Genomic DNA, 22,317 nt, shown 5'->3' with positions numbered 1-22,317 from the left:
ACCAGGCCAAGGGGAGTTTGCGGATGAAAGAACATGTCGTCGTGATATCGGGAGCAGGTCCGACAGGCCTGATGCTGGCAGGCGAGTTGGCCTTGGCAGGCGTCGACGTGGCGATCGTCGAACGGCGTCCCAACCAGGAGCTTGCCGGTATGCGGGCCGGCGGTCTAAGTGCGCGCACGCTCGAGCTTCTCGATCAGCGTGGGATCGTCGACCGGTTCCTCGCCGAAGGCCAGATCGCCCAGGTCACCGGATTTGCGGTCACGCGTCTGGATATCAGCGATTTTCCGACCCGGCACAATTACGGGCTGGCGCTGCGGCAGAAGCATATCGAGCGCATTCTGGCCGGCTGGGTCGGCGAACTGGCGGTGCCGATCTATCGCGGCCGTGACGTGACGGGTTTCGCTGAGGACGATATCGGCGTCACCATCGAAGTCTCCGACGGCGCTTTGCTCAGGGCAGCCTATCTCGTCGGTTGCGATGGTGGCCGCAGTCTGATCCGCAAGGTTGCCGGCATAGAATTTCCTGGATGGGATGCAACGACCAGCAACATTCTCGCCGAGGCCGAGATGGAGGAGGAGCCGCCATTGGGTGTCCATCGCACCGCACTTGGCATGCATGCCTTCGGTCGGGAGGAATATGAAATTCGCGACGGTAAGGTCGTCTTTGCCAGTGAAGGCCCGATCAATGTCATGGTAACGGAAAAGACGGTCGGCGGCACGGGCGAGCCGACACTCGGCGATCTCAAGGAAGCGCTGATTGCCGTATGCGGGACGGACTATGGCATCCATAGTCTCAAGTGGATTTCCAGATTCACCGACATGTCACGCCAGGCGGCGGCATACCGCAAGGGCAGGGTGTTCCTGGCCGGCGATGCCGCTCATGTGCATTCTCCGGTGGGCGGACAAGGCCTCAATACCGGTGTGCAGGATGCCGTCAATCTCGGTTGGAAGCTGGCCCAGGTGGTGAAAGGAATATCGCCCGAAGCCTTGCTCGATACTTACCACGCCGAACGGCATCCGGTGGCCGCCCGGGTGTTGCGGGCGACGATGGCGCAGGTCGCATTGCAACGGACGGACGATCGCACCGAAGCCTTGCGTGAGATGATGACCGAGCTCCTCGGCATGGAGGAGCCTCGCAAACGGATCGCGGCCGAGATGTCCGGACTGGCGATCCATTACGATCTCGGCGAAGGCCATCCGCTGCTCGGCCGCCGCATGCCAGACCTCGAGCTCACCACGCCGGATGGTGCCGTGCGTCTCTTTACGCTCCTCCCTAATGCGCGGCCGGTGCTCCTGAATCTCGGCGCACCCGGCAGCGTCGACATCACGCCGTGGTCGGGCCGCGTCACGTTGGTCGATGCCCGATATGGCGGTTCATGGGAACTGCCTGCGCTTGGCATTGTTTCCGCGCCGGCCGCGGTGTTGATCCGGCCCGATGGCTACGTGGCATGGGTGGGCGAAGGGACGCAGTATGGTCTGCAAGAGGCGATGCACACCTGGTTCGGACCAGGTGGCTAAGAACCGAGAATTCGTGAGCTCTTGGCCTATGCGGCGAGCGAAATCGAACCGCAATCCAAAATCGTCTCGGGCTCCGGCATCGGTTTGCCGCGGCGTTCCCAGGTGCGGCGGCTGATGCCGAAAGCTTCCCAGGGGCGCGCTTGGCTAAGCGCGTTGGCAAGATAGTCAGCTCTGGGCAGCGCGCCTGCCGCACGCCGTCGCTCTTCTTTTCGGGCTCGGTCCCGCTGCCGCCGCTTTTCGTTTTGAAGTTTTGTTCTTTTCCGCTTCGGCACATCGAATGCACCAATGGTGCGAATGTCGAGCGCTCTCCGCTCGGAGTAACTCAGATGCAGGGCATGACCGAGAGCGTCGGCGGACAACGAGGAAAAACGCACCTTTGTCCGCTCGTAGATGATGTCCTCTATATCGGCTTTTCCAGCCCATGGAAGCCAGCGCGCCGACCAGCCAAGCACCACGTCGACGAACTCTTGCCTGAATTCGACGAACGCGAGGCTGGCGATCACCTCGACGTAGATCAATGCGTCATCCGCCTCCGGCACGATGTCGCCGTGACGATGCCTGATCAGTTTTTCGATCTCGCGCACCCGGCCCCGGAAATGGTTCCAGCGGCTGACCCGCATGCGTCGCTGTACGACCTTGTATCCCAGCAGGCAATCGCCGAGTTTGATGGTCGTAACATCCCGAGCAAGGCCATCCCGTTGATCCGCCTTTGCAGCCCGTTTCTCCGATTGAGCCGCTTCATCTGCGCCAATAAGACGATCCATCGAGTTCCCCTTGCGATCTGCCTCGGAGGCCGAAACGACGGATTGTAAAGGAAGTCGAAGGGGGTGATATGCACTCTTTACTCGGCATTCTGTGGATTGTTGAAGAAACGGCGGCCGTTCGATGACCTCGACGCTTCCTAATTAAATGCAAAAGACATTGCAGTTGCACTCGGCGGAATCGCCGGGCGGAGAAAGCGCGGTCGAGCCGCCATGTTTACATCAGCGACGATCAGCGAAAGCCGAAGAAACTCAAAATCGCGAGTACGATAACGACAGCGCCGACAAGCCAGATCAAATTGTTCATGGGGAACCGTTCTCCTGTTAAATCGAGCCAACCGTGACCCGATGACGTAATGCGGGGCGGGGCTTGCGGTTCCCTAACCATTCCGATTGCTGCAGCGCGCCTTCTCTCGCGACGCAGTCGTTCAACGGCTGTTTTCTTGCAAAGCGGGGTTCAGTAGCTGCTTGCGCCTCGGCGGTTAGACAATCTCAGCAGCGAAGCGTTGAACGAATGTCGGCCGTCTGTGCTTCAATAGCTGCACGAGCGCGCATTGCCGGGTCTGAATCCACCCGCGCAGGCAGGGTTTATCGAGCTATCGCGTTGATATTGAAAATCCTGGTTGTCGGGCCTTGCCGTCGACGTGCAGGCAGAAGTAATCGTGGATGTACCGAGCAGCGCTGCGGCGGCTACAAATGAAAGAAATCGGTTCATTTGAACTTCTCCTTGCGAGATTGTCATGGTCGCAACCTATTATGCCAACACGAGCCTATACGAAAACTTCCGGCCGGCTTGATCACGCTCACTTGATCTGAAGCATTCGTTACATTGATCAATCGATCTCACTTCGTGATGCGTCGAGGCTCGATTGATGTTAAAATCTATTCTTCTTTAATCTAATCGGGCTATTCTGCCATTATGGAAGTAGTTTCAATGGCGTTTTGAGCGTGACGTAACCAATTTTGACTTGAATTAAACACGTTTTTTCAGTAAATTTATAGCATAAAAAGTATTATAAATGGGAGGATACTATGTCTTCAACTCGGTTTGACCCGGTTTTGCTTCATCGCAAGCATTTCATCGATGAAATCACGTGCCTCGATGAAATCCTGGATTTCCTGGACGAATGGCCGGAGGACAAACGAGGTTTGGCATATGACACGCTGTTGAAGGCGTGCAGGGATACGGCCAGCGGCCGTTTCCCGCTGAGCGCCACGCGCGAGAATTTTCGGCGTTTTCTGAAAATGTCGGGCGTGCTGGCAAACGTCGAGGCTGCCCCCAAATTCGAGCGGCTGATGAACGAGCGAACTGTCGGCAATGCTTAGCAAGATATAGGCTGGTCAACGGGCCTATCCCGCAGGCGAGGGCGCGCCGTAACATCAGTTGCGGCGCGTTCTGGTCTCGGTATTTACGGATCTGACCATCGCCTATTTCTTGGCCACAAAGCACCGCGACAAGCACCTGTAAGAGGCAGGCGGTTGTCGGTTCTCAGCAGACTTAGGCCGCGCCCGCACTGGCCCAGTCGCATCGGAAGGCCAGCACAGGCTTCGAAAACCCTTTGAGCCGTCGGCGCGTTGCGTGACCGAAAAGATCGGCGGCGCCATATTCCCGAAAAATATTCTCCGAGACGAGGATCTGGTCGCTGGAGGCTGCTGCGCAGAGACGCGCGGCAAGTTGCACGGTCGAGCCGAAAAGGTCATTGCTGTCCTCCACTGGTTCGCCGCAATCCAGTCCGATGCGGATATGAATCGGCTCGGCGTTTCCGCCGTTGTAACGATCGAATTCGCGCTGAATCGCCATGGCGCATTCCACCGCTGCAGCCGTCGTGGCAAAGGCCGCCATGATGCCGTCGCCGGTGTGCTTCACTTCCCGGCCTGAATTCTGGCTGAGGCACCGGCGCACGATTGCGTCATGAGCCCGGACCATTTCGGTCGCCATGCGGTCGCCGAGGCGTGATGTCATCGCGGTCGAGCCGACGATATCGGTAAACAGGATTGCCCGGTGGCCGGGATCCACGTCGACAGAGGATTGGCCGGGCGCCGGCTCAGGATCGTGAATGCGGCCGAGGAAAGCCTCGACGGCTGACAAGGCGACCTCGACGATCTCGTTGGCGACGAAGCCGTGCGCCTCGCGATGCACACATTGCGCGGTTTCCGCGTCCGGCGCATCCACCAGGCAAAAGGCGGTTCCGCGCCGCTGATCGAACCAGTAGGTGAGGAACTTGACGCCGTACCGATCCTGAATGTCGAGATCCATGCGATGCGCCCGGGCGACGTCGGCGGCTGACGTTCCCTCGAGATAGTGCCGGTCCATGAAGATAGGCATCGCGCGCTCCTCCCAGATCCGCCGCGTGAGAGATGGACGGCATTGTACGACCTCGAGGCAACTCCGTCCATCTATGGCACAGTCAAGGAATGATCATAAATGCTCTTTCTTCCAGAAAAACATGGCGTTGCTGTAAACCATTTGGAGTATAGAAAGGAGATGTTTGAGTTTTAATCAGTCAACCCTGGATGTGAACCCGATTTTTACCATAATTGATCGATTAGTGGCTGATCGCAGGACTCTGGCGGCCGTTCAGCAGGCTTCAGGCGTTTCATCTTCAAGGACGCCGGGAGATCTGGCGGGCCGGGACACCGCAGGGCCGGGAGACTGAAGGGATGGAGAGACACGTCTGTTCCAACATCAAATCCGTGCAACACGCTTCGGCTGTACCTAGCCTGGCAACGGCACGCAAATTGCATCGCACTCATAAGCTCCACCGAAATTGGGAAAAGCTGTAGCAAAGTGAGACAGACGGCACATTTTCGACCGGTCGGCTTGGCCTCGATGGGGCTCGGTCATTATGCCGTTATCAACTCTGTGTGGGACGCCGCGCGTACGCTTTTGCACGACTGGCCCGTCGATGACGGCGAAGATTATCTCGAGGCCGTCAAGTCATGCCTGGATGCGATCATCGGCGATCTCCCGCCCGACGAAGTGCGGGCGGCATTCATCCGGGCGGCGCAGGAGGCGGGCATCGCCGTTATAGAGGCTGCGGACTGAATGTCTGCCGCGCCCAAGCCGCCAGCTTGATACGCCCGTCCCGAACCCGAAATCACCCCAGCGCTTGACTTCTTCGGCCAAAGTTCTATTTTAGAACAAAACAGGAACATTGGAGATGATCATGACGCATACGGAACAGGTGATCGCCAACGCCCTTGCGCTTGTCGAAGCGTCCCGCGCAGCGCGCGAGCGGGATCAGCTGCGGCGTGCCGCCTGGCAGAAGAAGGTCGAACTCAGCCGGCCGCTGCCGCCTTTGCCGCGTCCGGTTCAATTGCCGCTGGCGCTGAACTGATGCAGCCGGCAACGATCTTGGAACCCAATCGCGCAAGCACGAAACAGGCATTGTCCGACCGAGCTGGGCCTGATCAAGCCTCGTCGGATCAAGCTTGGCCCGATCAGGCTTGGGAAGTCGAAGCCGTGCTTGCCTGGCATGACGACAATGCCAAGGCGGCGATACGCTCGCTGCTCGACGACTGCAAACATCTCCGCCAGCAACTGGCGCTGGCGGAAAGCATGATGAGCCGCGGAATGGCCCGCGGTTGGGCGCCGCGATACGAGCGCGACGCCCTTTGAAACGGAGGCAATCCGGAGCGGCAATCGGCATCAGGCGTGTGCGGCCTTCGTCTCCGGATCGATCCGGGGAAGCTGGCTGCGGGCGATGACGGCCCCGACGAGCGCGATCGCCACGACGGCGCCGATCCAGGCGCCATACAAGCTCTGCCCGAGAATGACGCCGGCAAGCATCGGTGTGACGATGTCGGTGACGGCGACAAGCGACTGCGTCGTGCCCATGACGATGCCCTGCCGTTGCTGCGGCACGTGCACGGAGAGGGCCGCGACGAAGGTTGGCCGCGCCAATGCCACGCCGGTGCTGATGCAGAGGACGGCAAAGGCGAGGGTGGCGATATCGGTCGCCAGGCCCGCGCTGACGTAACCGGTCGAAAGAATGGCGAAGACCAGGACGATCAGGCCGCGTTCGGAGAAGTAGCTGCCGAGCCATCTCAGAAGGAAAAGCTGCACCAGGATGTTGATCGCGCCGTCGGCGGTGAGCAGGTAACCCAACTCCTTCGGCCCGAAGGGATGTTCATTCCAGGTGAAGGTGTCTTGAAGAAAAACGGCGAGCTGGGAGCTGAACATCCCGTATGAGAAATAATGGCAGAGCAGAACGATGATGAGGACGCGAATGACCGGCGAGGCGAGGAGGGCTCGAAATGAAACCTTCTCGAGCGGCCTCTCATCCTCTCTGCTGTCGTCGCCGTACGGGCTGGGCGCAGGGGCGCCTTTCAGCCAAAGCCCGGTCACCAGCATGCTGGTCGCCGACAGGCCAAGCGCGACCCAGATCGGCGCCGTGAGAGAAATCTCGGCGAGGTATCCGGAAAGGCCAGGCCCGATCATTCCGCCAAGACCGAGGCCTGCACTCAGAATGCCGATGGCCTGCCGCCGGGTGGTCGGGCTGCTGTTGTCGGCGGCATAGGCTGCCGCGGCCGAGAAATTGGCGGCGGTCAGGCCGAGCAGGACCCGCGCCAGCAGCACGAAGACGACGCTATTGGCAAGCGCCAACAGCAAAAGACTGACGAGCGCACCGGCCTGGCTTGCCAGCAAAACCCTCTTGCGCCCGAAACGGTCGGAAAGCTGCCCCAGCCACGGAGCGGCAACGAACTGGCCGAGCGCTTCCGCACCGAGAATAAGCCCCAGCACGAGCGGCGAGGCCCCGAGAGTCCTGAGATAGAAAGGTAGGATCGGCAGGATGGCGCCGCTGCTGGCGGCATCGAGGCTGACGATGATGAAAACCGGAAGCATCAGTCGCCAGTCAAGTCGCTGCGGTGCGGCGCCTGCGGCGGCATTGATCGAACACAATTCGTCGCTCATCATATTCTCTCTCATTGCCGCTAAGACCGTGTGACATGCGCTCGTGCCGAAAAATCCGCATAGGCGCACGCATCCGGTCCATCCGCGATCGCGGCGGTTTTCCCGCAGCCGGGCTCCGGCGCCGCGCCTGTTATCAGACCCGCCGATGACCACGTGACCCTTTGAATTGGCGCCTATCCCGTCAGGCCGACATTCGCGAGATAGGCCTCCAGCGCCCACACATCCGCGGAGGCGACGATGGCGCCGACATAGCCGTCCGGACGCACGAGCACCCAGTCGCCCGCGGCGGGGGCATAGGCGTCACGGAAGTGCCCGCCTTCGTCCAGGAGATCGCCGCGCCGTCCGATCCGGTGGATGTGCAGGCCTGTGCGCAGCGGCAAGACGGCTTGCTCGACCTCATAGCCGAGCAGCGTCCAGTGCGCGCCCTTGAACAGCTCGAACAGACGCACCAGCTGGCCGGCGGCGGCGCGCATCGGCGCATCCGGCGCACGGTCGCCCGCAAGCAGGCCGCCATGTCGCTCCGGCTTTTCCAGCGCGAAGGAGGATTCGGGGTAGCCGATGTCGAGTTGATGGACCTCGCGGCCGCGCCGCATCTCGCCGCGTTTGAGAGCGTCGAGAAGACTGGTGGCGAGACCGAGCATCGTCGCTGCGACGGGGCGGCGCTCTTCCTCATAGCTGTCGAGCAGCGCGTCGGGCGCGCCAGCTGCGACCGCCGCCAGTTTCCATCCGAGATTATAGGCGTCCTGAACGCTGGTATTAAGACCCTGTCCGCCGGTCGGCGGATGCGTATGGGCGGCATCGCCAACCAGGAAGACGCGGCCGAGCCGGTAGCGATCGGCAAGCCTTGCATTCATGTTGAAGGCCGAGGCCCAGGAGACCGACTGGACCTCGATATCGTCGCGGCCGCTGCGCTCCTTGACCAGGGCGGACAAGCCTGCCGCGGAAAGATCGACCTCGCCTTCGAGCGGGATGGGGCCCTGGATCTGGAACAGATCCGTTCCGGCGAGCGGGCAAAGCGCGATTTGCCGCTGCATGTCGCCTTCGCCGAAGCGATGCCATGCGTCGCGATCCAGTCCGGTCAGAAGGACATCGGCGACGATGGCGCGCACGCCGAGCGTCTTGCCGGGAAAGCCGATATCGAGCGCATGGCGCACGAAGCTGCGGCCGCCGTCGGCGCCAACCAGCCAGCGCACGCGGACGGTCTCTTCGCCGGATGTGCTCCTGAGCCGCGCAGTCACGCCGGCCTCATCCTGTTCGAAGCCGATGAGTTCGCGGGCGAATTCGGGCCGGTGGCCAAGTTCGAGCAGGCGTTCGCGCATCACGCCTTCGGTGAGGAATTGCGGCACCATCAGCGGAAGATGATAGGGCTCGGCCGGCGTCGGCTCCTCACCCACCACGGCATCGGATTCGCTGAAGCTGCCGTCATCGCGATATTCCCGTTGCCGGGGATAGGCGCCGCCGAGCGCGACGATCCGGTCGAGAATGCCGAGATCCTCGAACACTTCCTGGGTTCGTGGCTGGATGCCCTTGCCGCGCGAACCGCGGAATGGGTCGTTCAATTTCTCGATCAGGCGGAAGGATACGCCGCGCCGCGCGAGCTCGATCGCCAGCGTCAGGCCGGCCGCACCGGCGCCCGATATCAGCACGTCGACTGTCAAATTCTCTGTCATTGTTTTCTCCATATGTGTATTATGCACATAATAGGAGAATCGGTATGACGTCAATAAAGAATGTGCAAAATACACATATTAGCGAAAAGCTGCGGGAACTGCATGGGGCCTTGATCGAGATCGTCAGCGTCATGAACCGCCCGCAGCGCGACGAGCAGATGGTCCGCGAGGCGGGCATTTCGCTTGATCGCGCCCTGTTTCCGCTGCTGGTCACGATAGAGCGGCTCGGTCCAATCGGGGTCGTCGAGCTCGCCGACCGCGCCGGGCGCGACTACACCACCGTGAGTCGTCAGGTCGCCAAGCTCGAAAGCCTCGATCTGGTGGAGCGCCGCGGCAGTTCCGCCGACCGGCGCGTGCGCGAGGCGGTCATCAGCCCCAAGGGCAAGGCAATGACCGATCGCATCGACGTCGCCCGCGAGCGGATCGGCCGCGCCATCTTCGAGACCTGGGACGAGCAGGACTTCAATGAACTCGTGCGGCTCATGCGCAAGTTTGCCGCGGATATCAGCGGCGATATCGGCAATGGCACGGGAGAAACTGAGGGCGAGGGCGGACCGCAAGCGGATTAGCCTCGGAATTCCTCCCTGATATGCCGGGTGAATTCACCGGTGCCATTGCGCCGGCGCGTCTGCAATGGTTCTGTAGCCTCCTGCAGTCGCAACGCTTTCCGGTGATTCCCAATGTTCGATATTCTGTGGCGCGGCCTGGTGATCGGCGCCGGCGCAACCATCCTCATGGACCTCTGGGCGATCCTGCTCACCCAGTTCGGCCAGGCGGCCCCCAACTGGGCGCCGGTCGGCCGATGGTTCTGGCATCTCCGCCGCGGCAAGGTCTTTCACGACAGCATCGCCGACGCCGAGCCCTATATCAATGAACTGGCGCTCGGCTGGATCAGCCATTACGCCGTCGGCATTCTCTACGGGCTGATCTTTGCCATCATCATGGGGCCGGCCTGGCTGGCGGCGCCGACATTCCTTCCCGCCTGGATCTTCGGCATCGTCACCGTCGGGGCAGGGTGGTTCCTGCTGCAGCCGGGCCTCGGCATCGGCTGGGCCGCCTCCAAACACCCGACCCCGAACAAGGTCCGCTGCTTCAACCTGCTGGCTCATACGGTGTTTGCATTGGGGCTTTATGGGACTGCGCTGATCATCGGGTGAGCGCGGGATCGGTTTGGTCCGGTCTAAGGGGGCTGCCCCTCACCCTAACCCTCTCCCCGTAAAGACGGGGAGAGGGGACGTGCCCTGCGAGAGCGAGGTGGGACGGAGAGGTTGCGGCATGTCCCTTCGCCCCGCGAGCGGGGAGAAGGTGCCGGCAGGCGGATGAGGGGCGGGCGGCGATCATGGGGCGAAGCAAAGCCCTTGCCAAAGGTCTCCCCCAGACAGCCTCGCCCTACCGCGCCGCCCAGTTGGCGCCGCGGCGGAAGATGGTCTTCATCTGGGGCACGTCGAACTCCTTGGCCTGATGGCCGAGCGAGGAATAGAAGACGCGGCCCTTGCCGTATTTCCGTTTCCAGACGACGGGCATGACGACGCCATCGATCCAGTAGGCGTGCTCGCCGGTGAATTTCGTCGTCGCCAGAACCTCGTTCGAGGGGTCGACATGCATGTAATATTGCTCTGACGTATAAGGGAAATCGGCGATCCCTTCGACGAGAGGGTCGTCGGGCCGGGTGATGTTGACGGTATAATCGATGATGTTGCCGGGGTGAGCCACCCACTGGCCGCCGATGATGAACTGGTAGTCGACGGAATCGCGGAAGGCATCGCCCGCACCGCCGTGATAGCCGGCAATGCCGACGCCGCTTTCGATCGCCGCGGCGAGGTTCTTGACCTCCTCCTTCTCGATCTTCGACATCGTCATGATCGGCACGACGAGGCTGAGATCATGGACGGAAGGGTCGGCAAGCGCCTCGGTGCCGTGTTCGAGATAGACCTTGAAACCGTCTTCCTCGAGCATGGTCTTGATGATTTCGGCGCATTCCTGCGGCTCATGCCCGCTCCAGCCGCCCCAGACGATCAGTGCTTCACGCATAGTCTTTCCTCCTGAAACTTATTTCGCCAGTCGTCCGTCGACGATGGAATCGGACAAGGGGGCAGGGCGCTCCGTCGCCGTGGTGATCGTGACCGTCCGGCCCGTCGCCGCTGCGGTATGGAACGCTTCCATGACTTCGAGCACATGCAGCGCCAGATCGCCATTGGCCCGGTGCGGCCGGTTGGAGCGGATCGCATGCGCCATGTCGGCGACGCCGAGCGAGCGATAATTGCCGTCGGCATAAGGTGTTGTGACCGGCTGGTCCTCGAACGAACCACCCTTCTTCAGATATTCCACTGGGCCGGCGAACTTGTTCGGATCGGGCACAAGAAGCGTGCCCTCGGTTCCGTAGATTTCGAGCGGCACATGTTTGTGGCCGGCGACATCGAAGCTCATGGCGATCTGGACGACGGCGCCGTTGGCAAAAGCCATCATGCCGGCGACATGGGTCGGCACATGCACGGGAATGCGCTCGCCATTGCGCGGTTCGCTTGATATCAGCCGTTCCGATCGCGGCGTCGTCGCAAAGCCTGCAACCTGCGCAACAGGTCCGAGAAGATTGACGAGATCGGTGATGTAATAAGGCCCCATGTCGAGCATCGGCCCGCCGCCGACTTCGTAAAAGAAGGCCGGGTTCGGATGCCAGCGCTCATGGCCCGGGCACATGAAGGTCGCCGAGCCGCCGACCGGCTGGCCGATGACGCCCTGGTCGATCAAGGCGCGGGCCGTCTGGTGGCCGCCGCCGAGGAAGGTGTCGGGAGCAGCGCCAATGCGCAGATTCCTGGCCTTGGCGGCCTCCGCCAATTTTTTTCCTTCCGCGAAATTAATCCCGAGCGGCTTTTCCGAATAGGTGTGCTTGCCGGCCTCGAGCACCTGCAACGCCACCGCAACATGGGCCTTCGGGATCGTCAGATTGACGATGATTTCGACCTTGGGGTCGGCGAAAAGCTCCTCGACGGATTTGACGGGAACGTTGAATTCCGCGGCTTTTGCTTCCGCCAGCTCCCGGTTGAGATCGGCGACGCCGCGGATATCCAGGATGGGGAAGGATGCCATCGCCGTGAGATAGGCGCCCGAAATATTGCCGCATCCGATGATGCCGATACCGACTTTGTCCATGAATTCCTCCATTCAATCTTGATTGTGCCGCCCGTCAGAGCGCCGGCCCTGTCGTGTTCCAGGGCGATTCGTAGAGTTCGTAGAGCGCCACCGCAGCCGCACCCTGCGCCCAGAAATCATCGCTCGAATCGTCGAAGACGAGTTCGCTCACGCCGCGCAGCGACGGCGGAATGGCGAGCGCATAGGCATCGCGCAGGCTGTTGAGGAAGGGTTCGCCGAGCGCCAGGCTCGATCCCACAAGAATGACTCGCGGCGGCGCAAACAGCGTGACGATATTGGCAATCGTCAATCCGACCGCCTCGCCGGCGCGGATGGCGGCGCCGATCAGCCGGTCGTCATCGGCCTTGATCAGGGCCTGGGCATGGTTCATACCGCGCCCGAGGCGGATCGCTTCGGCAAAACGCCCGTCGGCCTGCTGTTCGCCGAGGATGGCGCTTTCGCCGGCCTGGCTGAAAAGCCGCACGACGCCATTCGGCCCCATGCCGAGCACGAGGTCGCCGAGATTGTGGCTGAGACCGCCGGCGCCGCGAAACAGGCTGTTGCCGTGCAACACGCCGAGCCCCAGCGTCTGTTCCAGCGAAATCAGCACCATATCCTCGAGATCGCGTGCCTTGCCGAACCAGTGATGGCCAAGCGTGATGGCATGGGCGTCACTTTCGACAATGGTCGGCGTCGAAAGCCGCGCCGACATCTCGGCGGCGAAATCGACATTGGTATCGCGAAAGATCGGGCTGCTTCTGATGTAGCCGGTGCGGTGCTCGATGACGCCGGGAAAGCCGAGGCAGACGCTGTCAACATCCTCCAGCGACAGCCCGGCATCGACGACGCAGCGCCTCACTCCATCCTCGACCAGATCGGCGATGACGCCGATCGGCTGCCGGTCGATGCGGATCGGCAGAGCAAGCTTCGACAGTACGTCGCCGCGGAAATTGGTGACGACGAAGACCATCCGGTTGGCGGCGATCTTGGCGCCCACCACACGGGCCGCATCGGGATTGAGTTCCAGCATCACCCGCGGGCGCCCACGCACCGCCTCGTTGCGGATATCACCTTCATGACGCGGCAGGATCAGCCCGTCGTCGAGCAGCGAGGCGGTAATGGCGGAAACGGTCGTGGTGGAGAGTTCGGTGCGCTCGCTGATCTCGATACGCGAGATCGGACCATGGCGCCGGATGGTATCGAGCACGGTCAAGCGATTGATCGCGCGCATTAATTCTGGATCTGCGGTCTTCATCGGGTCTAACCAGGCGATCGTTTCGTTGGGTCGGAACCCAAATATTTTTAACGGGTTACGAAATAAATAGCGGGCAATTCGGCGGCTCTGTCAAGCGCATTTGATAAAAATACAGGCATTGGGTTGACATTGCATCAAAGCTCCGTTGAATTAATCCGCATAGGGGAAAAATTGTGAGGACAGGCCCCTGGGAGGAAAAATCATGAATTTTATGTTGAAGAGCGCCGGTCTCGGCGGCAGACGCATCGCATCCATGGCCGCGGCAGCCGGCATGTTGCTGGCCGGGGCAGGTGCGGCCTCGGCGACGACGGTGGTCAAGTGGCTGCATCTCGAGCTCGACCCCAAATACGTCGCGGCCTGGGAAGACATCGTCAAGAAATACGAAGCCCAGCATCCCGACGTCGACATCCAGATGCAGTTTCTCGAAAACGAGGCCTTCAAGGCCAAGCTGCCGACCTTGCTGCAGTCCGACGACGTGCCGGATTTCTTTTTCAGCTGGGGCGGCGGCGTCCTGAAGCAGCAATCTGAGACCGGCGCGCTCCAGGATGTGACAGCGGCACTCGATGCCGATGGCGGCAAGCTGCGCAGCGCTTATAGCCCGGCTTCGGTCAGCGGCCTGACATTCGACGGCAAGACCTGGGCCATTCCCTACAAGGTCGGCCTGGTCAGCTTTTTCTACAACAAGGAACTGTTCGCCAAGGCCGGGGTGAAGGCCGAGGACATCAAGAACTGGGCTGATTTTCTGGACACGGTGAAGAAGATCAAGGCGGCGGGCATCGTGCCGATTGCCGGCGGCGGCGGTGAGAAGTGGCCGATCCACTTCTACTGGAGCTATCTCGTCATGCGCGAAGGCGGCCAGAAGGTCTTCGAAGCGGCAAAGACGGGGCAGGGCGAAGGTTTCCTCGATCCGGCGATCATCAAGGCCGGCGACGATCTCGCCGAACTCGGAAAGCTCGAACCTTTCCAGCCCGGCTATCTCGGTTCGACCTGGCCGCAGGCGCTCGGAGTTTTCGGTGACGGCAAGGCTGCGATCATCCTCGGCTTTGAAAATACCGAGGCCAATCAGCGCAAGAATGCCGGCGACGGCAAGGGCCTCGCACCCGACAATATCGGCCGTTTCGCCTTCCCGGCGGTCGATGGCGGCGCCGGCAAGCCGACCGATACGCTCGGCGGTCTGAACGGCTGGGCCGTCACCAAGAAGGCCTCCAAGGAAGCGATCGATTTCCTCGCTTTCCTGACGAGTGCGGACAACGAGCGGGCGATGGCCAAGGCCGGCATGCTGCTGCCCGTTGCCGTCGGCGCCGGTGACGGCGTCACCAACCCGCTGCTTGCCGAATCGGCCAAACAGCTTGCCGGCTCGACCTGGCATCAGAACTATTTCGACCAGGATCTCGGCGCGGCCGTTGGCCGTGTCGTCAACGACGTGTCGGTGGAAATCGTCTCCGGTCAGATGAATTCCAAGGACGGCGCCCAGATGATCCAGGACGCTTTCGAACTGGAACAATAACCAGCGCCTGCAGATCCTCCCGGCGCTCCTGTTGAAAGCGGGCGCCGGGATTGCTGCCGACGAGATGCGAAAGCAGGAACCATGGCCAATATCTCAGTCCCATCGATAACGACGGCCGCAAGGCCGGCAAGAAAAGCCGCAAACAGCAGGAGTTCGGTCGCTCATGACCGGCTGACGGTGCTTTTGATCTTTCTGCCGCCGGCGCTGCTGCTTTTCACCCTCTTCGTCATCATGCCGATGGGCGAGGCGGCCTGGTACAGCCTCTACAAGTGGAACGGTTACGGCACGCCGACCGAGTTCATCGCGCTCCGCAATTTCCAGGTTCTGTTTCGAAATGCGGCTTTCACCCAGGCGCTGGTCAATAACGGCCTGATCATCGTCATCTCGATCTGCATCCAGGTGCCGCTCGCCATCTGGCTGGCGACCATGCTGGCGCATCGCATTCCGGGCGTCGTCGGCTACCGCCTGATCTTCTTCCTGCCCTACGTGCTGGCAGACGTTGCCGCGGGTCTTATCTGGCGCTTCGTCTATGATGGCGATTACGGCCTGTTTGCCGCCGTTTCCAACTTCTTCGGCTTCGCCAACCCTTACGTGCTCGCCGACAAGGACGTGGCGATCTATGCCGTGCTTGGGGTCATCGTCTGGAAATATTTCGGCTTCCACATGATGCTGTTCATCGCCGGCCTGCAATCCGTCGACAAAAGCGTGCTGGAGGCCGCCGAAATCGACGGCGCCACCGGCTGGCAGAAGTTCCGTTACGTCACGCTGCCGCTGCTCGGCTCGACCTTGCGTCTTTCGATCTTCTTTGCCGTCGTCGGCTCGCTGCAGCTCTTCGACATGATCATGCCGCTGACCGGCGGCGGGCCGTCCAACTCCACCCAGACGATGGTCACCTTCCTCTACACCTATGGCGTCATGCGCATGCAGGTCGGCCTCGGCAGCGCCGTCGGTGTCGTGCTCTTCGTCATCTGCGTGACGCTCGCCTTCGGTTACAAAAGGATTTTCATGCGCCATGACTGATATGAGCTCTTCCATCCGCATGAGCACGTCCACGCGCGTCTATCTCTACGTGTCGCTGAGCCTGATTGCCGCAATCGTGCTGGTGCCGCTGCTGACGACCGCACTCGGCGGCTTCAAGACGCTGGGTGACCTGCGCACCAATCCCTTCGGCCTGCCGACGGAGTGGCAATGGGCGAACTATACCGATATTCTTTTCGGTAAGCGCTACTGGCTGCAGATCGGCAATTCGCTGGTGATCGCGTCGCTCACCGTCCTCCTGACGCTGATCGTCTCATCGATGGCGGCTTTCGCCTTTGCCCATGTCCGTTTTTTCGGATCGTCGTTCCTGCTCAATTATTTCCTGCTGGGCCTGATGTTTCCGGCGGCGACCGCGATCCTGCCGCTCTTCATCCGCATCCGCGATCTCGGCCTGCTCGATACCTATTGGGGCGTGGTGCTGCCGCAGGTGGCCTTCGGCCTTGGCATGAGCATCCTGCTGTTTCGAAACTATTTCCGCAACCTTCCGGAAGAATTGTTTCAGGCGGCCTTCGTCGACGGGTGCGGCTATCTCCGCTTCTTCTGGCATATCTCGCTGCCGCTGTCCCGGCCGATCGTCGCCACCGTCAGCATCATTTCCTTCGTCGGCAGCTGGAACAGCTACATCCTGCCGCTGATCATGCTGAACTCGGAATCGAAATATCCCTGGCCGCTCGGCATCATGGTCTATCGCGGCGAATACGGCACGGAATGGCAGCTGGTGCTGGCCTTCATCACGCTGACCATCCTTCCCACCATCATCGTCTTTTTCGTCGCCCAGAGACACATCATCGCCGGTCTGACCGCCGGCGCCGTCAAGTCCTGAGCCGAACCATTGCCCAAACCATTGGAGCTGCAATCATGGCATCCGTTGAACTCACTGATGTAAGCAAGACCTATGGCGCCGTCGACGTCATCCACGGAATTTCGCTTCATATCGAGGATGGGGAATTCGTCGCCCTCGTCGGGCCGTCCGGTTGCGGGAAATCGACACTGCTGCGGATGATCGCCGGCCTCGAGGAGATCACCGATGGCGAGATCGCCATCGGCGGCAAGGTCGTCAACGCCATGACGCCGCGCGAACGCAACATCGCCATGGTCTTCCAGTCCTATGCGCTCTATCCGCACATGACCGTGGCTGAAAACATGGGCTTCAATCTGAAGCTCGCCGGCGTTGCCAAACCCCAGATCGAGGCCCGGGTGGCGGAGGCCGCCCGCATGCTGGATCTCGCCGAGCTCCTCGACCGTAAGCCCGCCCAGCTTTCCGGTGGCCAGCGCCAGCGCGTCGCCATGGGCCGCGCCGTCGTGCGCAATCCCGCCGTCTTCCTGTTCGACGAGCCGCTGTCCAACCTCGATGCCAAGCTGCGCGTGCAGATGCGCTCGGAAATCAAGACGCTGCACCAGAAGGTCAGGACGACCTCGATCTATGTCACCCATGACCAGATCGAAGCGATGACGCTGGCCGACCGCATCGTCGTGCTCAATCAGGGCAGGGTGGAGCAGCAGGGCACACCGCTCGAACTTTACAGGAAGCCGGCCAATCTCTTCGTCGCCGCCTTCATCGGATCGCCGGCGATGAACATGCTGGATGGCACCGTGGACGGCGAAAACGGTGAACCCGCCGCCCGTCTCGAGGACGGCACGGCAATCCGCATCGCCCCCGACCGCAAGGTCAGGCCCGGCCAGGCCATCACCATCGGCCTGCGCCCCGAACATCTCGTTCCCGGCATATCAGCCGGCACGCCGCTCGCCGGCCGCACGATGCTGGTGGAACCCACCGGCGCCCAGACCCATGTCGTCTTCGACCTCGCCGGCCAGCAGGTGACCGCCATCGTCGACGGCGAATATCCCGCCCGTTACGGCGCCGTCTTCGAGGCGAGTATTACGAGTGACCAAGTGCATGTCTTCGATCGCGGCACTGGTGTGGCGCTGTAGCGAATCCTCGGCCCAGGAGATCGCCGATAGCAGCCCCTTGCATGTTCAATTTGCGCTGATTGTTGGATGATCGGTCCGCACTCCGGCGGATGGCGATCCGCCGGAGTGCGGACGGGCGGGGGGGCCCGGCCGCCGGCGGCCGCGATATATTATTCCGCCGCAATCCGTTCGACGCCGTTGGCCTGGACGATCTTCTCCAGCAGCGCGAGCTCGTCCGGGGTGAGATCCGTCAGAGGCGGGCGCACAGGCCCCGGATTCTGCCCGAGCACCCGGAGGCCGGCCTTGATGATCGAGACGGCGTATCCCTTCTTGCGGTTGCGCAAGGCGACGAAGGGGAAGAAGAAGCTCTTCAGGATCTCGTCGACGGTCGCCTGATCGCCGGTGCGCAAGGCGCCGTAAAAGCGTTGGGCCAGTGCAGGCACGAAGTTGAAGACCGCGGACGAATAGGTCGTCACGCCGGCGGCAAAATAGGCTTGGGCATAGACCTCATGGGTCGGCATGCCGCCGACATAGACGAGACGGTCGCCGAGCAGGGTGGTGATCTCAATGACCTTGTCGACATCGCCGACGCCGTCCTTGAAGCCGATCAGGTTCGGGCATTCCTCCGCCAGGCGGGAAATGCTTTCGGCCGAAAGAATGGCGTTGTCGCGGTTATAGACGATGACGCCGATGCCGACCGACTGGCAGACCGCCTTGACGTGGGCAATCAACCCGGCCTGTTCGGCAAACATCAGATAGGGCGGCAACAGCAGCAATCCGTCCGCGCCGGCCTTCTCGGCCGCCTTTGCGATCTCGATCGCCAGCGACGTGCCATAGCCGGTTCCCGAGATGATCGGCGTCTTGCCCGCCGACGCCTTGGCGGCCCGGACGACCTGTGGAATCTCGGCGGGATTGAGGGAGAAGAACTCACCGGTGCCGCCGGCGGCAAACAGCGCGGCCGCGTCATATCCTGCAAGCCACTCGACATGACGGCGGTACTTGGCTTCGTCGAACTTGAGTTGATCGTCGAAATGCGTCACCGGAAACGAGAGGAGACCACTGCCGACGGCCTTCTTCAATTCAATCGGGTTCATCATGAATTCCTATTCTTGACCTGTTGAAAATAGTCAGGCGCTTTCGAGCGCTTGCAGAAGTGCCGCGATATAGCCGTAGCAGAAGGCAAAGGCGGTGGCGGAAGGGTCCTTGCCGCTGACGGTCGGCACATGGTCCGGCATCAGCATGTATTTGAAGCCGACTTCCTTGTAGATCCTGACCGAGCGAACCATGTCCATGTCGCCCTCATCCGGGAAGGTCTCCATGAACGAAAGCTTGCCGCCGCGAATGTTGCGGAAGTGAACATTGAAGATCTTGCCGCGCTGGCCGAACCAGCGAATGATGTCGTCGATCTCTTCGCCCGGATTTTCGAGCATCTCGCCGACTGAGCCCTGGCAGAAATTGAGACCGTGATACGGGTTTTCCCGCATCAGCACGAATTTCTTCAGGCCTTCCACCGTACCCAGCACCCGCGTGACGCCGCGGTAGCCCGGCGGCGTATAGGGATCGTGCGGATGGCAGGCGAGCCGGACACGGTTGCTTTCGGCAACGGGAACGACGCGTTCGAGGAAATAGTCGATCCGCTCCCAGTTTTCGTCTTCGGAGAGAACGCCGGCAAGGCCGGGCGCGGCCTGCTGGTCCGTCTTCTCCCAGCGGAAGCTGGCGTTCAGCGAGCCGCCGCGTCCCGGTTCGTCCGGCGTGCGCGGAATGCCGATCAGATTGAGATTATATTTGACGGCGGGAATGCCGGCTGCGGCGACATTCTCGATCATCTTGCAGACGGCGTCGATCTGTCGGTCGCGATCAGGTCCGGCGAGCAGGATATCGGGATAGGACGCCTTCTCGATCGGCTGCGAGGGCAGGGGCAACTGGATCATGTCGAGGATCAGGCCGAAGCTCTCGACCTTGTCGCGATGCCGCTCGATGTCGGAAAGTGTCCAGCTGCTCGGCTTTCCCGGCGGGTCGGCACTGATATGCTTCACGCCCAGTTGCGCGAAGATGCGATAATCGTCGTCATCCCGCGCGGCCACCTGTGTTCCCAGATACATTTGAGTCTCTCTCGAAATTGCACAATGTCATATGACATAATATGAATTTCGGAGAGTGTCGAGCCCTATTGCTGTTCGGCGAGCATGCGGTAGCGGCGTTGGCTGGCCATCAGATGCGCGCGCATCGCCTGGCGGGCGCGTTCCGGATCCTGATCGGCGATGGCCGACAGGATTTCGACATGTTCGGCATAAACCTTTTGGAGATAGTCGCGGTCATTGGCCTCGGGCAGCGTCGGAAACTGGCCGCGGGGGATGGCCCGGGCGCCGAAATGGCGCAGCACGTCGACATAGAATCGGTTGTTGGTGGCAGCGGCAATCGCCATGTGGAAGGCGTAATCCGCCTCCACGGTCTGCTGTCCGGTTTCGATGAGTTGCGCCATTTTGCGGTTGGCATCGCGGATCGCCGCCTCCTGCTCGGCTGTGCGGCGATAGGCGGCGATTGCGGCCGCTTCACCTTCGGCGGCCATGCGAAACTCCAGCAATTCCAGGGTTTCCGGGATGCTTTTGATTTCCACCGGCGTCAGTGACAGGACCGAATGCGTCTTCGGATCCGCGACAAAGACGCCTTTGCCCTGGATCGGCTTGACGAAGCCTGCTGCCCTCAGATCGGCAATCGCCTCGCGCACCACGGTGCGGCTGACGCCGAATGTCGATTCGAGCTGTGGCTCGGTCGGCAGCTGGTCGCCGACCCGCAGCTTCCCCGTCTCGATCTGTGTCCGCAGTTGATCGATGACCTGCTGCGCCAGTCTTTGCCGACCACGGCCGAGTGTTGTCATAGTCCGTTCCCCAATCCCTCTGCATCAAGTCTCCCGCTCGGGTCTTGCAAATCATATCAGACTTCGATAAATCATAATACGACATACGGGCGACATAATATGTCTCTTATAGTAGTCTAGGGAGGACTGACAATGAAGCATTTTTCTAAGGGCTTGTTCGTCGGCGCCGTGATCGGCGCCCTGACGATATCAGCACCGCAGCTATACGCCGCCACGCCGAAGGACCAGCTGGTGATCGGGACATCGCTGGCGCAGGTTCTGTCCCTCGACCCGCATCAGGCGACCGAGGGAAAAGCGGTCGAGATCATGTCGAATCTCTACGACCGGCTGGTCAACAGCACGCCGGATGGCAAGATCGTGCCGCAGCTGGCCGAGAGCTGGAAGGTCGACGACAAGGGCATCACCTTCACGCTGCGCCAAGCCAATTTCGCCACCGGCAATGCGGTAACGTCAAAAGATGTCGTCTATTCGCTGGGACGGCTCTTGAAGCTCGACCAGGCCGCCGCCGCCAACCTCAAGCGCATCGGCTATGACAAGGACAATATCGACAAGCTCGTCACGGCAGTCGACGACAAGACGGTCCGCGTCGATTTTTCCGGCCAGGTGACGGCCGAGATGCTGCTCTACCGGCTGACGACCTCGACCACCAGCGTGGTCGATAGCGTCGAAGTGCAGAAGCATGTCGCCGACAATGACTGGGGAAATGCCTGGATGCGCACGCATTCGGCCGGCTCCGGTCCGTTCACGCTCAATCGCTGGTCTCCGAACGAACTTGTTATTCTCGACGCCAACAAGGATTATGTGGCCGGCGCGCCGAAGATGAAGCGCGTCATCGTTCGGCATGTTCCGGAAAGCCAGGTCGAACGGCTGATGCTCGAACGCGGCGATATCGATATCGCCAGCGCGCTGACCGCATCCGATCTCGCGACCTTCAAGGACAAGCAGGGCTTTACGATCCAGCGGATTCCGACAGGCGGATTCTACGTGCTGTCGATGAATGCCGGCAACCAATACCTTTCCAACCCCAAGGTCCGCGAGGCCATTGCCTACGGCATCGACTATAAGGGCATCGAGAAGACGATCATGGGTCCTTACGGGCGGGCGAGAAACGTTCCCGTTCCGGAGAATTTCGAATATGCGATCGCCAATCCCGATTGGCATCTCGACGTCGAAAAGTCCAAGCAACTGTTGGCCGAAGCGGGGTTCAAGGACGGATTCTCGCTGACGCTGAAGACGATCGCGCAGACGCCGCGCATCGATCTTGCCACGGCCATCCAGGCATCGCTTGCCCAGGTCGGCATCAAGATCGATATCCAGCAGGGCAACGGCTCGGAAATCATCGCCGCCCACCGCGCCCGGGATTTCGATCTGCTGATCCCGCAGACGAGCGCCTATATGCCGAACGTGCTCGGCTCGATGGAGCAGTTCTCGTCCAATCCCGACAACTCGAAGGAAGCCAACAATGCCGGCAACTTCGTCTGGCGTTCGGCCTGGGACATTCCCGAACTGACGGCCCTGACCGCCAAGGCATCGATGGAGCCGGACCCGAAGAAGCGCGGCGAACTCTACGTGCAGATGCAGAAGATGTTCGTCGAACAGAAGCCGGCCGTGCTGCCGATGTTCGAGCGCTTCGAGCCGATCGTCCTGTCGAGCAAGGTCCAGGGATATATCGGGCATCCGACCCAGCTGACGCGTCTCGAGAACGTCACGAAGTCTGAAACCCAGTAATACTCCCG

At 61.2% G+C, this 22,317-nt stretch carries 23 protein-coding genes; 12 read left to right on the top strand and 11 right to left on the bottom strand.

Features of this window, described 5'->3' with window-relative positions:
- Nucleotides 1-23: 23 nt before the first annotated feature.
- Entirely contained in the window at nucleotides 24-1,517 is a 1,494-nt protein-coding gene (locus ACMUVN_RS07185; protein WP_414814959.1) for an FAD-dependent monooxygenase, read from the top strand.
- Nucleotides 1,518-1,543: 26 nt separating this feature from the next.
- Here the strand turns inward: ACMUVN_RS07185 and ACMUVN_RS07180 are convergent, their stop codons facing one another.
- Both ACMUVN_RS07180 and ACMUVN_RS07175 read right to left on the bottom strand, forming a co-directional pair.
- Nucleotides 1,544-2,281 (bottom strand): hypothetical protein, encoded by a 738-nt coding sequence (locus ACMUVN_RS07180; RefSeq protein WP_414814958.1) that lies wholly within the window; start codon nucleotides 2,279-2,281, stop codon nucleotides 1,544-1,546.
- Nucleotides 2,282-2,810: 529 nt separating this feature from the next.
- Nucleotides 2,811-2,993, bottom strand: a complete 183-nt coding sequence (locus ACMUVN_RS07175) for a hypothetical protein (RefSeq protein WP_080759892.1) — start codon at nucleotides 2,991-2,993, stop codon at nucleotides 2,811-2,813.
- 317 nt (nucleotides 2,994-3,310) lie between these two features.
- On the opposite strand from ACMUVN_RS07175, the gene ACMUVN_RS07170 reads away from it, so the two are divergent.
- On the top strand, nucleotides 3,311-3,604 hold the full coding sequence (locus ACMUVN_RS07170; protein ID WP_047615776.1) for a DUF982 domain-containing protein: 294 nt from the start codon (nucleotides 3,311-3,313) through the stop codon (nucleotides 3,602-3,604).
- Nucleotides 3,605-3,776: 172 nt separating this feature from the next.
- Here the strand turns inward: ACMUVN_RS07170 and ACMUVN_RS07165 are convergent, their stop codons facing one another.
- Nucleotides 3,777-4,604: a nickel-binding protein gene (locus tag ACMUVN_RS07165; protein WP_028758097.1), complete on the bottom strand. Its 828-nt coding sequence runs from the start codon at nucleotides 4,602-4,604 to the stop codon at nucleotides 3,777-3,779.
- A 462-nt stretch (nucleotides 4,605-5,066) separates the two neighbouring features.
- Between ACMUVN_RS07165 and ACMUVN_RS07160 the strand changes: the two genes are divergently transcribed.
- The 3 genes from ACMUVN_RS07160 (at nucleotide 5,067) to ACMUVN_RS07150 (ending at nucleotide 5,897) form a co-directional block, all read left to right on the top strand.
- Entirely contained in the window at nucleotides 5,067-5,324 is a 258-nt protein-coding gene (locus tag ACMUVN_RS07160; RefSeq protein WP_028758098.1) for a DUF982 domain-containing protein, read from the top strand.
- A 121-nt stretch (nucleotides 5,325-5,445) separates the two neighbouring features.
- Nucleotides 5,446-5,616, top strand: coding sequence for a hypothetical protein (locus tag ACMUVN_RS07155; RefSeq protein ID WP_164735986.1), 171 nt, complete (start codon nucleotides 5,446-5,448; stop codon nucleotides 5,614-5,616).
- On the top strand, nucleotides 5,616-5,897 hold the full coding sequence (locus tag ACMUVN_RS07150; protein WP_414814957.1) for a hypothetical protein: 282 nt from the start codon (nucleotides 5,616-5,618) through the stop codon (nucleotides 5,895-5,897). Before ACMUVN_RS07155 ends, ACMUVN_RS07150 begins: the two co-directional genes overlap by 1 nt.
- 30 nt (nucleotides 5,898-5,927) lie before the next feature.
- Here the strand turns inward: ACMUVN_RS07150 and ACMUVN_RS07145 are convergent, their stop codons facing one another.
- The gene (locus ACMUVN_RS07145) at nucleotides 5,928-7,193 is read right to left on the bottom strand and encodes an MFS transporter (protein ID WP_414814956.1); all 1,266 of its coding nucleotides are present in this window, start codon (nucleotides 7,191-7,193) and stop codon (nucleotides 5,928-5,930) included.
- Between the two features lie 173 nt (nucleotides 7,194-7,366).
- Complete coding sequence (locus tag ACMUVN_RS07140) at nucleotides 7,367-8,863, bottom strand: FAD-dependent oxidoreductase (protein ID WP_414814955.1); 1,497 nt, start codon at nucleotides 8,861-8,863, stop codon at nucleotides 7,367-7,369.
- Between the two features lie 44 nt (nucleotides 8,864-8,907).
- Here ACMUVN_RS07140 and ACMUVN_RS07135 point away from each other — a divergent pair, with 44 nt between their 5' ends.
- Together ACMUVN_RS07135 and ACMUVN_RS07130 are read left to right on the top strand one after the other, a co-directional pair.
- The gene (locus tag ACMUVN_RS07135; RefSeq protein WP_414814954.1) at nucleotides 8,908-9,432 is read left to right on the top strand and encodes a MarR family winged helix-turn-helix transcriptional regulator; all 525 of its coding nucleotides are present in this window, start codon (nucleotides 8,908-8,910) and stop codon (nucleotides 9,430-9,432) included.
- A 111-nt stretch (nucleotides 9,433-9,543) separates the two neighbouring features.
- Entirely contained in the window at nucleotides 9,544-10,020 is a 477-nt protein-coding gene (locus ACMUVN_RS07130; RefSeq protein ID WP_414814953.1) for a DUF2938 domain-containing protein, read from the top strand.
- A 232-nt stretch (nucleotides 10,021-10,252) separates the two neighbouring features.
- Here ACMUVN_RS07130 and ACMUVN_RS07125 read toward each other — a convergent pair whose 3' ends face one another.
- Genes ACMUVN_RS07125 through ACMUVN_RS07115 form a run of 3 tightly spaced genes read right to left on the bottom strand, consistent with a single transcriptional unit; the run spans nucleotide 10,253 to nucleotide 13,247 of the window.
- On the bottom strand, nucleotides 10,253-10,894 hold the full coding sequence (locus tag ACMUVN_RS07125; RefSeq protein WP_028758103.1) for a ThuA domain-containing protein: 642 nt from the start codon (nucleotides 10,892-10,894) through the stop codon (nucleotides 10,253-10,255).
- 18 nt (nucleotides 10,895-10,912) lie between these two features.
- The gene (locus ACMUVN_RS07120; RefSeq protein ID WP_414814952.1) at nucleotides 10,913-12,013 is read right to left on the bottom strand and encodes a Gfo/Idh/MocA family protein; all 1,101 of its coding nucleotides are present in this window, start codon (nucleotides 12,011-12,013) and stop codon (nucleotides 10,913-10,915) included.
- A gap of 34 nt (nucleotides 12,014-12,047) precedes the next feature.
- Nucleotides 12,048-13,247: an ROK family protein gene (locus ACMUVN_RS07115; protein WP_414814951.1), complete on the bottom strand. Its 1,200-nt coding sequence runs from the start codon at nucleotides 13,245-13,247 to the stop codon at nucleotides 12,048-12,050.
- Nucleotides 13,248-13,449: 202 nt separating this feature from the next.
- Between ACMUVN_RS07115 and ACMUVN_RS07110 the strand changes: the two genes are divergently transcribed.
- From ACMUVN_RS07110 to ACMUVN_RS07095, 4 genes are all read left to right on the top strand, one after another.
- Entirely contained in the window at nucleotides 13,450-14,754 is a 1,305-nt protein-coding gene (locus ACMUVN_RS07110) for an ABC transporter substrate-binding protein (protein ID WP_028758106.1), read from the top strand.
- 81 nt (nucleotides 14,755-14,835) lie between these two features.
- Nucleotides 14,836-15,774, top strand: a complete 939-nt coding sequence (locus ACMUVN_RS07105) for a carbohydrate ABC transporter permease (protein WP_047615059.1) — start codon at nucleotides 14,836-14,838, stop codon at nucleotides 15,772-15,774.
- Nucleotides 15,767-16,615 (top strand): carbohydrate ABC transporter permease, encoded by an 849-nt coding sequence (locus tag ACMUVN_RS07100; protein WP_097630837.1) that lies wholly within the window; start codon nucleotides 15,767-15,769, stop codon nucleotides 16,613-16,615. Before ACMUVN_RS07105 ends, ACMUVN_RS07100 begins: the two co-directional genes overlap by 8 nt.
- Nucleotides 16,501-17,724 carry an ABC transporter ATP-binding protein gene (locus tag ACMUVN_RS07095; RefSeq protein ID WP_414814950.1) on the top strand — a complete coding sequence of 408 codons (1,224 nt, stop codon included), beginning with the start codon at nucleotides 16,501-16,503 and terminating at the stop codon, nucleotides 17,722-17,724. Before ACMUVN_RS07100 ends, ACMUVN_RS07095 begins: the two co-directional genes overlap by 115 nt.
- Nucleotides 17,725-17,873: 149 nt before the next feature.
- On the opposite strand, the gene kdgD is transcribed toward ACMUVN_RS07095, so the two are convergent.
- The 3 genes from kdgD to ACMUVN_RS07080 form a co-directional block, all read right to left on the bottom strand.
- Nucleotides 17,874-18,800, bottom strand: coding sequence for a 5-dehydro-4-deoxyglucarate dehydratase (kdgD, locus tag ACMUVN_RS07090; protein ID WP_028758110.1), 927 nt, complete (start codon nucleotides 18,798-18,800; stop codon nucleotides 17,874-17,876).
- A 30-nt stretch (nucleotides 18,801-18,830) separates the two neighbouring features.
- The gene (locus ACMUVN_RS07085; RefSeq protein ID WP_028758111.1) at nucleotides 18,831-19,805 is read right to left on the bottom strand and encodes a mannonate dehydratase; all 975 of its coding nucleotides are present in this window, start codon (nucleotides 19,803-19,805) and stop codon (nucleotides 18,831-18,833) included.
- 65 nt (nucleotides 19,806-19,870) lie between these two features.
- The gene (locus ACMUVN_RS07080) at nucleotides 19,871-20,581 is read right to left on the bottom strand and encodes a FadR/GntR family transcriptional regulator (RefSeq protein WP_028758112.1); all 711 of its coding nucleotides are present in this window, start codon (nucleotides 20,579-20,581) and stop codon (nucleotides 19,871-19,873) included.
- Nucleotides 20,582-20,713: 132 nt separating this feature from the next.
- Here ACMUVN_RS07080 and ACMUVN_RS07075 point away from each other — a divergent pair, with 132 nt between their 5' ends.
- On the top strand, nucleotides 20,714-22,309 hold the full coding sequence (locus ACMUVN_RS07075) for an ABC transporter substrate-binding protein (protein ID WP_097630835.1): 1,596 nt from the start codon (nucleotides 20,714-20,716) through the stop codon (nucleotides 22,307-22,309).
- Nucleotides 22,310-22,317 lie beyond the last annotated feature (8 nt).

Origin of the sequence: Rhizobium sp. IY2 (assembly GCF_047532935.1) — a bacterium.
Lineage (GTDB): Bacteria > Pseudomonadota > Alphaproteobacteria > Rhizobiales > Rhizobiaceae > Rhizobium > Rhizobium anhuiense.
This window is presented reverse-complemented; position numbering and strand designations above follow the sequence as displayed.